Origin of the sequence: Sphingobium sp. 15-1, assembly GCF_013375535.1 — a bacterium.
GTDB classification, from domain to species: Bacteria; Pseudomonadota; Alphaproteobacteria; order Sphingomonadales; family Sphingomonadaceae; genus Sphingobium; species Sphingobium aromaticivastans.
The window spans coordinates 352,735-366,776 of record NZ_JABXJG010000003.1 but is presented as its reverse complement, the minus strand read 5'-3'; the positions used below and the strand labels follow the sequence as shown (position 1 = coordinate 366,776).

The following is a 14,042-nucleotide window of genomic DNA, read 5'->3' as shown; positions in this document are numbered from 1 at the left end:
CTCATTGCCCTTCCACTTGTCAGCCGATCGGAACGGCCAGCCGCGTCATGCCCACGCGATCAGCGTAGAAGGCCAGATGATCCTGGATCGATTGGACCGCCGGATAGGGCAACCCGTATATCCAAGCCGCGTCGATCAAGCGATCGCCGCCACTGGGGATGCTGAAATAGGACGCCTCGCCCTTATAGGGGCAGTAGCTGAGCGTTGCGTATCAACGAAGCGCCGTCATATCCACGTCGTGGCGCGGGATATACTGCATTGGCGGATAGGAAGCTTCCATCAGGGTAATGGCGTCGAATGTGTCCGCGATTCAAGTCGCCGACCCTAACGATCACGCGAGGCGGGTTGGGCCGCGTGACGATCGAGTGATCCGCGCTCGGCACCTTAGTCCTCCTGCCCGACAGGTCGGTCGTCATAGGGCCATCCTTTATCGGTCGGGAAGGAACGGCAGGGTGGTGGTGCGCAACTGCCGATCCCTCATCCATGACCCGCTCCGTCTATTTGAAGGGGTCAGCCCAGCCCGGCTTGAAGCCGAATTCGATCAGGCCGAGGCCCAAGGCACCGGTCTTGATATCCTTGACGTTGCAAAAATTGTCCGTGACCGAATAGGGCGCGCTACTGTTCGTCACTTCGGGGATGAGGCCGACATGACCCATTCGCCCGGCGACGTCAGCCTCGAGCTGGTATTCCTGGCCGAGCACGTCAGTCCCTTCAAGCAGCAGGCGGTCGGGAAGGACATTCCCAGCCGAATAATCTGCCGCGGTGATCTCGATCTTGCGCAGGACCCGAGCGCCTGCCGCGTCGACGATGAAGCCTTCCTTGGCCTCAAGCCCCGAACGGTACAAGGCGCGCTGGTTCATGAGCGCAATCGTATAATCGGGGAAGTTGATGACCGACCAGGTGTGCCACGCGACGGTGTTGTCGCCCCGCATCCCCCAACTATGGTCGCGATAGCCCAAGCCGTTCACCGCGATCGCATCGTCCCCGCCACGCTGCACCGTTCCGCTGACCAGCATCGATTGTTCGGTATGATCGTACGGCAGGTTGGTGCCGAATGACATAACGTCCCGGAAGGATGTCAATTCAGGCGCGGCGAATTTGCAGACGTGGAAGTCGAAGGTAGGGAAGCGGCCTTCGAACTTCAGGTCGAGCGTGAGGTCTTGCGTCTTCATGACGATAGTGAACAGCTTGTGCGATTCATGCACAGTCATCGTCGCCACGCCGTCCGACACGAACGGTTCTTCGCCGAAGGACGGGGAAATGGGAGCGACATTATGATATGTCACGCGTTCGCCGTTGATCAGGAAATCAAAGTGGAATTTCGTCCGGCCAAACAGCGGTTCGGTGTTGAAATGCATTCCGCCGAATACGCCTACTTCGGGGCATGTGATGATGAAGAAAAAATTTTCCTTGTACCGCAACTGAGCGATCGGCGGAACGGGACGAGGAAGATCGTCATGGATTGTGGTCATGTCATACCCTTTCAGTAAAGCGTTTCTGTCTGACATTCATCAGCAGGGACATCATTCTTATATGGCTTGCGCCAAGTCGTGAAAGCGACGGCGTTGGCCGGTGCAGCGAGAATGGTCCGACCCCCTCCCCCACCGAAGCTCACCTTGATATCGCGCACGTTGCGCAGCTCCGGTCGCTGCGCGACTTCTCGGCTGACGGCGGTATGGAGACCGGCACGTCCTGAAGCCGTACCGAACGACGCTGAGCGATCATGATAGTATCACCGACCGACGCCGACGCGGGCGCATTTCCATGAGAGGATGTCGCCTGCCCCGCCGGCACGGTGGCGCTCTACTCGAAGGCCACTCATGCCGGTCACACCCGTGGCTATGAGAGCCATCCGCGCGCAGCGCATCGATGTTGCAGGCACCGCATCAAAAGCCTTCCTCATCAATCCTCTCCCTTTTCAACGTTCCGAAAGGCTTTCCGCTTACTTCGGCCATCAAAAACTCCGCCGCCCGCGGGTAATCTATAATTGCATCTCCACCGACCCTCTTGCGCCTGCCGTTTCTCGCGCAATATTCCGTGCGAATAGTTGCCGATTTAGGACATTCACGGGGTCTTGGCGCCACAGTTTCGCGAAGAGCGCGCGTTCGTTCGATCGGCGGTTTCGCGCTGGCAACGCCGGCAGAAACTGAAAGGATAGTGGATGCATTTACACCCTCCGAGATTCATCACCGCGGCTGGCTAGACCCATTGGTATGCTCTACCCGTACGGACGTCAACAATGAATGATTGCTCATTTATTTAATCGCGGGCGGCAGGGATGCGGCAGCGGAGACGGCGCCCCTGGGCATGAAAATGCACGGTTTCCGGCCTTAGAGCGTTCCTCCTCCAGGTGCTCTAGCCTTTCATGTTGACATTGCGGAACCGATCTAGGATTTAGGTACGACTATTAACCGACGACCGATGATTGCCCTGCTGTTGTTCGCACAAGCGTCCAAGGGACCGGCGGTTTTCAAATGTCGGAAAAACAAGATAGATAAATCGGCCCGATGACGGGCCGATTCAGAGGATCGGTCCCATGACCTTATATTTGCTCTGCACGACCGAGGATCGACATTCCCCTGTGGTTCAAAGCAGAAGTAGATAGCCTGTTCCGCGATCTTTAAAAACTCGAGCCTGCGCATAGCGTCATCATGGCGATGCACTGCATGGCAATTGCAAAAAACAATCACATTCATCCGTAGCCATTAAAGGAACCGACATGAAGATAGGAATTATCGGTGCAGGCAGCATCGGCGCGACGCTCGCTCGCAAGCTGGCCGGCGCAGGCCATGCCGTGAAGGTCGCCAATTCGAAGGGTCCCGAGACGCTTGCAGAGCTGGCGCAGGTGGATGGCATCGAAACGGTCGTCAAGGAAGATGCGGTAAAGGATGTCGAAGTCATCATCCTGTCCATCCCCTTCCTCAGCTATCCCAGCCTCAAGACCGTGCTCGCCGACGTTCCCGCCAACGTCGTCGTGATCGACACCTCAAACTATTATCCGTTCCGCGACGGCCAGATGGAGGGGATTGACGGGGGCGACGCGGAGAGCGTCTGGGTGACAAAGCAAATCGGCCGCCCGATCGTCAAAGCCTGGAACGCGGTGCTAGCAGGGACACTTGTTGACAAGGGCAAACCGGCGGGCGCGGAAGGGCGGATCGCCCTGCCAGTCGCAGGCGACGACGCAGCGGCAAAGCGCGTCGCCATCGAACTGGTGAATGACACCGGGTTCGACGCGGTGGATTCGGGATCGCTGGCCGATTCCTGGCGGCAGCAGCCCGGAACGCCGGTATATTGCACCGAATTGACACTCAACGAACTGGAACCCGCCCTGGCGTCGGCGGACAAGGCCAAGGCGCCGGTCAATCGAGAAGCGATTCTTCAGGAGGTCTTCCCCCGCTATGCCGAATTGTCGCATGACGATATCATCGCAATCAACCGGTCGATGACGGCCTGAAGAAGAAAGCGGCCGGCTGAAAATTCCGGCCGCCGACAGGTTGCGACCTGTCGCGCTTTTAGCAGCGTTTACACTAATATTGAGGAGGTGGAACATGCCACTCACCGACGCGCAGTTGATGGAACTTTACGACGAAAAAGGCCTGCACGACAATCTAATGCTTTATTGCCGTGCAGCCGACCGGATGGATATTGAAGGTATTCGCGACACATATTGGCCGGATTCTTTCGATGACCATGGCGGCTATATGGGCGATGGTCCAGGATGGGCCGATGCGGTGGGCCAGTATCGCGACAAGATCTATTCCTGCAGCCATCACACCAGCAACGTGCTGTGCGAGATCGATGGCAACATGGCGAAGCGGGAAAGCATGTTCCTGTGCGTTTCCGCATTCAAGGACCCGGATGTCACATTCATGCACGGCGGCCGATATCGTGACCTGTGCGAGAAGCGGGACGGCGTGTGGAAAATCCTGCGCAGGACCTGCATCTGGGACTGGAGCGACGTGCGGAAATTCGCCACGGACTGGACCATTTCCGGCGTTCCCGAAATGTCGAATTGGGGCGCGCGTTATCCGGACGACCCAATCTATCAGGATTGGTCTGGAAGCCCACTGACCGCCCGTCCGCCGCACCAAGATACCGTGCCGCGCTCGTAAATCGTTCGGCGAGGATTCTCGCCAGAATGACGCGGGGCGGAACGATCGCTATCGTTCCGCCCCGTCGTCTTTATCCGGCCGATGCGATCAGTTCAGCTTTATCTCCAGCCCAGGATCGGCCTTCGCTATGGCGGACTTGAACGCCGGACGTGCGCCTAAGCGCGCAAGATAGGCCAGGATGTTCGGATAAGGCGACAGATCGTACGGCATGAATTCACGCATGGTTGTAAGCGGGAAAGCAATCATGATGTCCGCGACAGTGAAGCTGTCCCCGGCAAGCCAGATGCGATCGGCAAGATGCGCATCGAGCATGGCCAGAGCGCAATCGGTTCGCGCTTTCATGACATCGGCTATCGGGCCTGGCGACGCCATACCCATGATCGCCGGCATCAGCGACCCGTTAGCAAAATGATACCAATAGACAAAATGCGCAAACTCTGGATCGTGCGCCGACAAGGTGAGGCGATTGTCGCCGAATTTCGCCACGATATAGTCGATGATCGCCGCTGATTCCGCCAGGACCACATCGCCATCGGTGATGACCGGAGCGGTGCCCGAGGGGTGAAGCGCCTTGTAAGCTGGGGGCGCCATCTTGGTGACCGGATCACGATCATATCGAATGAGCTCGTACGGCAGGCCCAGTTCCTCGCAAAGCCAGACAATGCGATCGGACTGCGAAATTCCTAAATGATGTACCGTCAGCATCACTTTTCCCTCTTGGCTTGCGAAGGGGCGCGAGAGCGGGGCAAAGCCGCCTTGCCGTTGAGTGCCGCGATGAGAGCGGACACTCTTTCCCGAAGAATATGGGCATCTTCCAGCGACAGATGAAGGCCTTCGGCCAGTGTCGCTGGAACATCAAGGGCGCGGGCGCGCAGGTCGTGGCCCTTGCGGGTCAGTCCGATCGCCACCCGCCGCTCATCCATGGTATCGCGCGTGCGGGTGATCAGCCCCGCCTGCTCCATCCGCTTGAGCAAGGGCGTGAGCGTACCGCTGTCGAGATACAGAGCATTACCCAACGAGCCCACCGACTGGGGATTATCCTGCCACAATACCAGCATGACCAGATATTGCGGATAGGTCAGTTCCAGCTTGGCGAGCACCGGCCGATACAACCGGTTGAGCATGTTCGACGCGGCATAAATGGGAAAGCAGACCTGACGATCGAGACGCAACATGTCACCATCGTCGTCCGGACCATTCATGCCGCGATCGGTCATTTCACATGCACGCTGATGGCGACATCGACATTCCCACGGACGGCGTTTGAATAGGGGCACATTTTGTGCGCCGCATCAACCACGGCCTGCGCGGCATCCTGGCTCATGCCTGTGATCGTGACATCAAGCGCGACCGACAATTCAAAGCCGCCTTCAGCATTTTGCCCCATACCGACAGTGCCGATCACCTCGATATCGTCGTCCTTCACCTTATCCTGCTGCCCGCGCGATACGTGGATTACGGCATTTTCGAAACAGGCCGCATAGCCAGCGGCGAAAAGCTGTTCGGGGTTGGTCGCGCCACCTTTGCCACCGAGTTCCTGAGGTAGGGCGAGCTGCAGATCGAGTACGCCATCGTCGCTTTTGACAGTGCCAGTGCGGCCGCCGACGGCGGTGACGGTGGTCGAGTATAGTTTGCTCATGGTAAGACTCCTTCCGTGATCCACATAGTAACCAATTTAATTGCGCGCAATCTAGTTTCCATGGAAATTCGTCTCTCTCAGACTTAGAGACTGAGCCTCAGGTTCACGGACGATGATTCCGGCTATGTCGTTGATCGCCTGGACCACGGACCAGCGTTCCGCCCCTCGAACGCTTTTCCTGCGGGCACGCTCCGGCGACGACAGGATTTTCCGGTCCCTCATGGATGCTCGCCATCACAGAAGGCGTGCAGCCTTAGAACGCTTGGCATTGTCCATGGTATTGGTCAGCGATGACCGCGCGGCGTCGTGTCGCCGCCCCCAGCACCCTATCTGCCTTTTCCGTCCAGACCGCGACGAGCGCCTCGTGTAACGATGGATAGAACGTTGCGGCCGAAGGTGAATTATTTCTGCGCCCAATGTCAGAGTGTTTTGGACGCTCGCAACTGCCGGATGATCCATGTCCAGACGGTCTGATGCGTCATTTATCAATCGGCGGGGGCAACGTCGCCGGTGACAACAGCCCTCGTAAGGCGCGTTTATACCCTAAGGACACGGCACCTACATCGACAACGGGATGGGTAACCGCGTAAAGCGCTGTCGCTTTCAGCATGATCAGAAGGGTCTCAGTCCGCGCGACAATTTCTTCGTCTGATAGACCCACCATGACAGGCGCCAGCATCCGACGGAGTTCGTCTCTAAACTGACTGTCGATGCGCGAGACGAGGTCTGCAACCTTAGGGTTGCGCCCCGCCTCCGCCTGAATTTCTAGCGCAATCGCACCGCTGTGATAGTCAAGAAGCGTAGGAATTTCAGCAACGATCGTCTCGATGATGACATCTTCATTCCAGCCGGAGGGCGGCTCCGCTCGGCGGATGTGGAGCATAAGTTGTTCAAAGTCTAGCTCGGAGAGGGCAAACATCACCGCCTCCTTGTTCTTGAAATATTGATAAATATGCCCAGCCGTCATTCCTGCTGCTGCCGCGATGCGGCTCATACTCGCCGCGTGAAAGCCCTCAGCGCGGACGCAAGCTCTAGCCGCATCGAGGATCTGTGCTCGCCGACGCGCTGCCCGTTGTTCGCTCCGCAACTCTGCCTGTGCAGACCGAGCCATTAAACACCTAACCCTGACACTGCTGTCTACCTTTATCAATTCGCAGTTCGCCATATCATACGGGGGACGCAGCGCAACCGACCGTCAACATAAAATGAATGTTCATTTATAAGTTGACGGTTTGGTGGGTTACGTTGTAGCTAAAATCGGAGCGAATCACACGGCGATCGGCAAACATCGCTCATGCGGTTTGATGTCACGCCTATAGCAGAATGATGTGTGTAGGTTAATTGCTCTCTCGATTAGCAAGGAGGCCAACTACTGAGTAGAGTGAGCCGTTCCGGGCTTGAGGCGAGGGAGGGGTATGTCGTCGACGCCAGAGGGGCTCGCGCTGTGCGGCTGCTCGAAGCGAAGCCGATCGATTTTTCGGCCGGCGATATACTGCCGGCCCGCATGTATTAGGAATTTACCGATATGCTCGACCAACAATACACACTCAAAGCCGGCATCGCGGGCTGCATGGGCTAGGTCGGGCTCGTCCCCGAAATTGCTGACAGCGCCAAGCCATACACGGCCCTCGACAATTTCTGCCCAGTTTCGTGTGATCGCGGGCTGACCATATTCCCGAGAGTGTAGAGGACCGAAGGTGAAAGATTTCGATAAGATAAGGGAAGACATCGTTGCTCGTGTGACGCGGATCTACGAGGAAGACATGGCGGCCGATCGCAAGGCCGTGCATCGCGACGATATCCCGATCAGCTACGAACATATGACGCCCGAATGGCTGACCGAAGTGCTCTATACCGATCGGCCAGGGGTGGCGGTCACGAGCTTCAGCCTGTCCGAGAATGACGACGGAACGAGCAACCGTCGCCGCATCTTCTTGGAATATAACGAGCAGGGTCGCGCCTTGGGCCTGCCTCCTTCCATCTTCGCCAAAGCGTCTCAGCATCTGATCCATCGGATCAGCTATGCGCTCAATCAAAGCATCAACCGGGAGGGGGACTTCTATGACTTCGTTCGGCCTCGTCTCGACGTTGAAGTGATAGAAGCTCTGTTCAGCAATTATGATATGGAAAGCGGCAATTCGATCAATTTGTTCGAAGATGTCCAAGGCCAAGTCACGTTCATGTCCGAGGACACGGACATATCGTTTTCACGAGCGCAGGACATGACCCGGCTGCTCGCCAACATGCACGCGACATTTTCAGATCCCGACGCCTTCAAAATTCTGGAGGGCCGCTTCGTTCGCTGGCCGGATATGTGGGACATGCTGCGCGCCAGCGAGTTTGAAACCTATTGCGATAAGGGATTTCTGGCCGCCCAGGACCTGATCCCATCGCGGCTGTTCAAACGCGCTGCCGAAGTCTGGCCGCGGACGCTCGACTCGGTTGAAATGCATCACCAGCTTCCGGCGACCTTCTGCCATGGCGATACTCAGCTAGGAAACTGGTATATCACATCGGACGATCGCGTCGGGCTGACCGACTGGGGCGGCACCAATCTTGGCCATTGGTCTCGCGACCTCGCCTATGGCTTTGGGACTTGGCTGACGCCAGAAAATCGACGGGCTTGGGAACGGGACCTGCTGATCGGCTATCTCGACCGGTTGCGGGAGAGAGGCGTGGCGTCCGTGCCCTCCCTGGACGATGCATTCCTCTGGTATCGTCAACAGATGCTCTCAGCTCTCGCCTATTGGACGGTCCAGGTCACCCCGTCGCCAAACATTCCCGAGAGCACGTCGGCGAACCACCGCATTGCTTGCTTCCTTGGCCGTCTGGCGACAGCTGTCGATGATCTCGAAAGCCTTGACAGCTTTATTCCTGAAGTTGCCGATGGGGGCCAAGGTCGCGTGTCCTCTTCGGCTCCTGACGTTGGAGACTTACGACATGCACGCTCCGCATCGTAAGTCTGTTGGTTAGTGGAATTCAATTTCTGAAAGGAGAAACATCATGCGCGGTTACGAACTTTCGGAACTCCGTACATATTACGATAATCTTATTGAGTTGCTGGACCGGAAGGGGCCGACGCTGGCACACGACGTGATGAAGATACCGGTGAAGGAATATACCGACCCCGATCTTTGGCAGCGGGAAGTCGAGATGTTCCGCACGACGCCAGCCATGCTGGCATTTTCGGGTGAACTGCCGGAACCGGGAAGCTATTTGGCAATCACGCGGGCGGGCGTGTCCGTGGTCCTAACGCGACTCAAAACCGGCGAGGTGCGGATGTTCATCAATGCATGCCGGCATCGTGGCGCCAAGGTGGTTCCAGATGGCTCCGGCAGCGGGCCGCGCATGACCTGTCCTTACCATGCCTGGACCTTCGGGCTGGACGGCAAATTGCTAGCGATCGCGGAAAGGGAGAATTTTGGCGAGGTCGACAAAAACTGCCTCGGACTTATCGCGCTGCCCGTCGAAGAGCGGGCGGGCCTCATCTGGGGAATATTGACACCCGGAGTCAAGCTCGATCTCGATGAATTCCTCGGGCCTGAAATGAGTGAAGCGATTGAAAAGGCCGATTACGGCAGATACAGGCTCGCCAGCCGCGTAGAAATGCCCGCCGCGAACTGGAAGCTGACCGACGAGGGGTTCCGCGAATCCTATCATCTGGGGCCTTTGCACCCCACCACCTTGTCGTCCTTCATGTATCCATCGATCATGAAGTTCGAGAAAATGGGTCTTCACACGCGCTTTTACACGCCGGCGCTGGGCATCCGGGAGTGCGATCCGTCGTCCATTGAGGACCTGCGGCGCAATGTGCAGATTGCGGTTACGTTATTCCCCAGCACGGAGATAAGCTTCGCCAGCGACACCGCATTTTCCTCCGGTCCAGAGGGTCGAGAGCCTCATACGCGCATTTTCTCCAATCAGGTCTGGCCAGGTGACGCCCCTGACAAGTCGATCACAATCTCTCGCACGCTGATCGATGTCGAGTTCGTCGGCACGCCGCTTGAAGAGGAAATCCGGAACTGGTCGGCCAATTCCCATAATCTAGTCCGGACTGAAGATTATCCCATGGTTCAGACCACCCAGGATAATTTGAGGGCTCCAGGCCAGGAATATTTCGTAATCGGCCGTAATGAAATCGGAGTGCAGCACCTTCATGAGTCGCTGCATGAGTATTTCGGTAACGGACCAGAAGGCGACGCAAAACAACCTGCTTTGTCGGCGGTAGGATGATAAAGCCGGTGCGTTGACGGGGATGCGGAGCCAATCGAACCGGAAGCGCAGCCATCGTTGACCGTTCTTGATTGGTCCGGATGCCGTTCGACCCCATAGGTCGAGCGGCATCCGGACCACAGGCGGAAAGCGAAATTAAGGCGCTGGGTACTGGCGTTTCGATTGTGTGGCATGATTTAAACGTCTATGCTAAAGCGCTGGCGTCCCGGCCGAGTGGCTGATGAAGTGAAGGCGCTGGAGCGCGAGGTCGCCTCGCCCTTAGAAGTCCGCCGCCGCGAAGCGCGTGACCTCCTCGACCTCTACCGCGCAAAACTCATCGAAGACTTGACTTTGGCGATTAGAGAATCACCGCGGACACGACCCTGAAGGTAAGACCGTATGTCCGCTCTTTGGCTGAGGGTGGCTCGCCCTACACTGTGGTGGCGAGGGTTGCTCGGAGAGGCCGAGCCGATCCTCATCGCAGGAGGACGAGCCGTGGAGCATTCTACAGAAGTTTTCGTCGGAATAGATGTGGCAAAGGCGCGGAACGCAATTGCCGTCGCCGACGGTGCACGTTGTGGCGAGGTACGTTATCTGGGCGAGTTTGACGCCAGTGAAGCGACGATGCGCCGCGTCGTGAAGAGGCTCGCGGCCAAGCATGATTGCGTACATTTCTGCTATGAGGCGGGTCCGACCGGCTACGGTCTCTATCGCCTGATCCGTTCGATGGGATATAAGTGCACGGTCGTGGCCCCCTCGCTGATTCCCCGCCGCCCTGGCGACCAGGTGAAGACGAACCGCCGCGACGCGATCGGCCTTGCAAAATTGCTGCGCGCCGGCGAGCTTACGGCGGTCTGGGTTCCTGACGAGGACCATGAGGCGATGCGGGATCTCGTTCGAGCGCGAACCGCGGCGGTGGAGACGCTCCGGGTCCATCGCCAGCACATCACCTCTTTCATGCTCAAGCATGGCCGGACTTACCCGCGCAAGACACATTGGACGATGCGCTACATGCGCTGGCTTCAGGAACAGCAATTCGATCATCCTGCCCATCAGATCGCATTGCAGAAGATGGTCGATGCCGTGCGGATCGCCGGCGAACGCATCCGGCGTATCGAGAAGGCGATCGAGGAATTTCTGCCGAGTTGGTCTCTTCAGCAACTCGTCCGGGCTTTACAGGCGTTGCGCGGCGTTGACCTCGTCGTTGCCGTGACCTTCGCTGCGGAAGTGGGCGATATCACGCGTTTCGAAAACCCACGCCAGCTTATGGGTTATCTCGGCCTGGTGCCCAGCGAGCGATCGACCGGAGCATCCGTAAAGCGAGGCGGCATCACCAAGGCCGGCAACAGCCGCGTCCGCCACATGCTCGTCGAAAGTGCATGGACCTATCGCCACCCCCCGAAGATTGGCGTGAAGAAACTCTACATCCATGAGCAGCTCTCGCCAGCGGTGCGCGAGATCGCCTGGAAAGCACAGTCGCGGCTGACATCACGATATCGGAAGTTGAGCGCCCGAGGTAAGCGGACAACGGTCGTGTGCACGGCCGTCGCGCGAGAACTGGCCGCCTTCATGTGGTCAGTTGGGCGGGCTGCGCAGCCAACCTGAATGATTCAACATCCGCGCGCACAGGCGGGGGCAGGGCCACGGCAGGGGAATGCCCGTCAGACGCTTTGTGGCCAGCCATTGGCTGACGCCCGCAGTAAGACTGGGACGGCCCCAAGACGCACAATCGGTACTGCGGTATCCAACCCGCGCATCAGAGCTTGTTCACCGACGTCCTTCAGGTCCTGTCCCCACCTATGCGCGATCATCTGCAAGGCCCCGCTATCCGGCGGCCCATGGCGCTCGCCTCAAGCGTTGACAGCGGACATCAGAGCGCTGTTTCCCACCCACCTTGCACGGCGTGGTGATTGAGGCAGACGGTGGGCGGTATGGAAGCCCACAGCCTTACGAGCGCACTGGACACCCACACTGGAGTTGATCTGGAGCCTATCCGCCGCCCTGAAGTGCTCCGCAGCATGGCAGGTCGGCGACGGATCTGGACGCTGGAGCAGAAGCTGGCGATAGTCGGGGAGATGGCGCGTTGCGGCAACATCGCTGAGTTCTCCCGCCAGCACGATATTCGCACGTCGCTGCTCTACACTTGGCGCCGGGAGCTGCGCTATGCGTTGGAAGCGGGTCGGGCCACCAGCAATGCGGAACCGAAGTTTGTGCCGGTCATGGCCGACAGTCCCAAGCCATTGTCGAGCGATGTCGCAATAGAGGTTGAGGTAGGAGGCGCCGTCGTTCGGATTGGACGTTCTGCTAAGGCCGATCTGGTGGCGGCGGTGATCCAGGCGTTGCAGGTACAGCCGTGATCGGGATCGGGCCGGGCACGCGGGTCATGGTGGCGACACGCCCGGTGGATTTTCGCAAAGGGCCTGATGCCCTGGCGGCGCTGGTGAGCGCCGATTATGGCGGCGATGCATTTTCCGGTGCCATCGAACGGATCGACCAGTGGGTCGCATCAGCAGGGAGCGTTCGCAGCGTTCGTTCGATCACCGCTGCCATTGCATCGTCGTCGATCGAGCGCGGACGACCGGAGCGTGGCTCGTCGAGTAAACCGTCGATGCGATCGTGCAAAAACCGCGCGCGCCACTTGCCGACCGTGCGCTCGCTCACGCCAAGATCGCCGGCCACCTGCTTGCTTTGCATGCCATCGGCGCAGCGCAAGACAATACGGCAACGCTCCGACAGCGAGCGCGCCACCCGATGACGCCGCACTTGCCGTTCCAAATAGCTACGCTCGTCCGCCGTCAAAATCAGGGCCTCAACAGGCCGACCTCGCACCATCTCGCTCGCTCCCGTCGTTCCGACAGGATCAATCTACAATATAACTTACTTCAGTTCCAGGTGACTAGGTGCATCTTCCCGAAATGGGGTGCGAGATCCCGACGCCAGGCAGCGTGATTGCGTTTGGTGGTGGAAGGCTTCCAAAGCCGGATCATGTCGCACCAATAGGTGGCAACAAAGTCCGCCATTGTGGGACTGGCCTTGATCACCGCCCGCTTGGGCAATCCGTCCAACGCTGCGTCCGCCAGCAAGCGCCGCGCCTTGGCCCGAGCCGTCTCCGCGTCCACTTCGCTGGTGCGCCCCAGCGAAACGCGTTTTCGGGTTCCGCGATGCCGGAGGCGGACACACCAATAATAGCGACCCGTCGGCCGGACACGCAGGCCAAAGCCGGGCAACTCTGCATCCCAGATGCAATAGTCCCTCGTGCGGAGCGGCAGCTTTCGCCGCGCAAAATTTCCGTCGAGATAAGTCCGTTTAACGGCGTTTTGCCGATTGGGGACCATAAGGCCATCATCGCTAGGCGCATTTGCCTCCAAAGCCTCGGGAAACAGGGCGTTTTGGGGGACCCAATCACCATCGGGAACAGTCGAACTCCCGAGCAGAAAAATGGAGTTAGAATTTGATTTTACAGTACTTTTTTCCATAAATGCACCATATGGTGCGTGGGGTGTGCTATTACAGGCTCGATGCGACAGCATCGCAATCCCCTTGCCCGCCGCACGCGAGGGTTGGTTCTTGCCGAAAGCTGCGTGGTTAGCTATACGGTTAGCCAAGGAGATACCCATGGCTCAGTTTTCGGTTCACGATGCCAAGACCAACCTGTCCCGCCTGATCGCTGATGCTTTGGCTGGCGGCGAGGTGGTGATCGCGCGAGGCTCTGTCCCGGTTGTGCGCCTCGTGCCTGTGAAACCGCAAGGCCGCCGTGTGTTTGGGGCGATGAAAGGCAAGATCGCTATGGATGCACGCTTCAACGAGCCGCTGCCTGACGATGAACTGGGCGGCTGGAATCTCGCTTGAGGCTGTTGCTTGATACACATGCGCTGATCTGGTGGCTTGCAGGGGACGAGGCATTGAGCCGCCGCGCCCGCGAAGCCATAGCCGATGAAACCAACTCTGTTGCGGTGAGCGCGTCCTCGGCGATGGAAGTTGCCACCAAGTTCCGTATCGGCAAGCTGCCAGGTGCGGCGCTGCTGGGGACTGTCAGGAATTTCGTGTGCGACGAGGCATAATGGGTAACAAGGAGACCC

General features: G+C 58.4%; 15 protein-coding genes and 2 pseudogenes. 9 read left to right on the top strand and 8 right to left on the bottom strand.

The window, feature by feature from the left end; genetic code table 11:
• Positions 1-19: 19 nt before the first annotated feature.
• A pseudogene (locus HUK72_RS27090) lies at positions 20-259 on the bottom strand (DUF427 domain-containing protein).
• Between the two features lie 238 nt (positions 260-497).
• The gene (locus tag HUK72_RS24705) at positions 498-1,472 is read right to left on the bottom strand and encodes a hypothetical protein (protein WP_176599159.1); all 975 of its coding nucleotides are present in this window, start codon (positions 1,470-1,472) and stop codon (positions 498-500) included.
• A gap of 1,190 nt (positions 1,473-2,662) precedes the next feature.
• Between HUK72_RS24705 and HUK72_RS24700 the strand changes: the two genes are divergently transcribed.
• Together HUK72_RS24700 and HUK72_RS24695 are read left to right on the top strand one after the other, a co-directional pair.
• The gene (locus tag HUK72_RS24700; RefSeq protein WP_255326050.1) at positions 2,663-3,454 is read left to right on the top strand and encodes an NADPH-dependent F420 reductase; all 792 of its coding nucleotides are present in this window, start codon (positions 2,663-2,665) and stop codon (positions 3,452-3,454) included.
• A gap of 94 nt (positions 3,455-3,548) precedes the next feature.
• Positions 3,549-4,112 carry a nuclear transport factor 2 family protein gene (locus HUK72_RS24695; RefSeq protein ID WP_176599157.1) on the top strand — a complete coding sequence of 188 codons (564 nt, stop codon included), beginning with the start codon at positions 3,549-3,551 and terminating at the stop codon, positions 4,110-4,112.
• An 87-nt stretch (positions 4,113-4,199) separates the two neighbouring features.
• Here the strand turns inward: HUK72_RS24695 and HUK72_RS24690 are convergent, their stop codons facing one another.
• The 4 genes from HUK72_RS24690 to HUK72_RS24675 form a co-directional block, all read right to left on the bottom strand.
• Entirely contained in the window at positions 4,200-4,817 is a 618-nt protein-coding gene (locus HUK72_RS24690; RefSeq protein WP_176599156.1) for a glutathione S-transferase family protein, read from the bottom strand.
• Positions 4,817-5,329: a MarR family winged helix-turn-helix transcriptional regulator gene (locus tag HUK72_RS24685; RefSeq protein ID WP_218036279.1), complete on the bottom strand. Its 513-nt coding sequence runs from the start codon at positions 5,327-5,329 to the stop codon at positions 4,817-4,819. The genes HUK72_RS24690 and HUK72_RS24685 overlap by 1 nt, the downstream gene beginning before the upstream one ends.
• The gene (locus HUK72_RS24680; RefSeq protein WP_176599155.1) at positions 5,326-5,751 is read right to left on the bottom strand and encodes an organic hydroperoxide resistance protein; all 426 of its coding nucleotides are present in this window, start codon (positions 5,749-5,751) and stop codon (positions 5,326-5,328) included. Before HUK72_RS24680 ends, HUK72_RS24685 begins: the two co-directional genes overlap by 4 nt.
• Positions 5,752-6,229: 478 nt before the next feature.
• Entirely contained in the window at positions 6,230-6,862 is a 633-nt protein-coding gene (locus HUK72_RS24675) for a TetR/AcrR family transcriptional regulator (protein ID WP_176599154.1), read from the bottom strand.
• 586 nt (positions 6,863-7,448) lie between these two features.
• On the opposite strand from HUK72_RS24675, the gene HUK72_RS24670 reads away from it, so the two are divergent.
• The 5 genes from HUK72_RS24670 to HUK72_RS24655 all read left to right on the top strand — a co-directional run bounded on the left by HUK72_RS24670 (position 7,449) and on the right by HUK72_RS24655 (position 12,320).
• A complete protein-coding gene (locus HUK72_RS24670; RefSeq protein WP_176599153.1) occupies positions 7,449-8,711 on the top strand; it encodes an aminoglycoside phosphotransferase family protein in 1,263 nt (420 codons plus the stop codon).
• 43 nt (positions 8,712-8,754) lie between these two features.
• Positions 8,755-9,984 carry an SRPBCC family protein gene (locus HUK72_RS24665; protein WP_176599152.1) on the top strand — a complete coding sequence of 410 codons (1,230 nt, stop codon included), beginning with the start codon at positions 8,755-8,757 and terminating at the stop codon, positions 9,982-9,984.
• A gap of 213 nt (positions 9,985-10,197) precedes the next feature.
• A complete protein-coding gene (locus HUK72_RS27080; RefSeq protein WP_218036278.1) occupies positions 10,198-10,350 on the top strand; it encodes a hypothetical protein in 153 nt (50 codons plus the stop codon).
• A 108-nt stretch (positions 10,351-10,458) separates the two neighbouring features.
• Positions 10,459-11,568, top strand: coding sequence for an IS110 family transposase (locus tag HUK72_RS24660; protein WP_176599464.1), 1,110 nt, complete (start codon positions 10,459-10,461; stop codon positions 11,566-11,568).
• 413 nt (positions 11,569-11,981) lie between these two features.
• Positions 11,982-12,320 carry a transposase gene (locus tag HUK72_RS24655; RefSeq protein WP_255326006.1) on the top strand — a complete coding sequence of 113 codons (339 nt, stop codon included), beginning with the start codon at positions 11,982-11,984 and terminating at the stop codon, positions 12,318-12,320.
• 112 nt (positions 12,321-12,432) lie between these two features.
• Here the strand turns inward: HUK72_RS24655 and HUK72_RS24650 are convergent.
• Together HUK72_RS24650 and HUK72_RS27485 are read right to left on the bottom strand one after the other, a co-directional pair.
• Positions 12,433-12,795 (bottom strand): annotated as a pseudogene (locus HUK72_RS24650) (helix-turn-helix domain-containing protein); the annotation flags it as partial.
• Positions 12,796-12,845: 50 nt separating this feature from the next.
• Positions 12,846-13,580 carry an Arm DNA-binding domain-containing protein gene (locus tag HUK72_RS27485; protein WP_255326005.1) on the bottom strand — a complete coding sequence of 245 codons (735 nt, stop codon included), beginning with the start codon at positions 13,578-13,580 and terminating at the stop codon, positions 12,846-12,848.
• Here HUK72_RS27485 and HUK72_RS24640 point away from each other — a divergent pair.
• The gene (locus HUK72_RS24640; protein ID WP_176599151.1) at positions 13,579-13,812 is read left to right on the top strand and encodes a type II toxin-antitoxin system Phd/YefM family antitoxin; all 234 of its coding nucleotides are present in this window, start codon (positions 13,579-13,581) and stop codon (positions 13,810-13,812) included. The genes HUK72_RS27485 and HUK72_RS24640 overlap by 2 nt on opposite strands.
• Entirely contained in the window at positions 13,809-14,024 is a 216-nt protein-coding gene (locus tag HUK72_RS24635) for a type II toxin-antitoxin system VapC family toxin (protein WP_218036276.1), read from the top strand. The genes HUK72_RS24640 and HUK72_RS24635 overlap by 4 nt, the downstream gene beginning before the upstream one ends.
• The last annotated feature ends 18 nt before the right edge of the window (positions 14,025-14,042 follow it).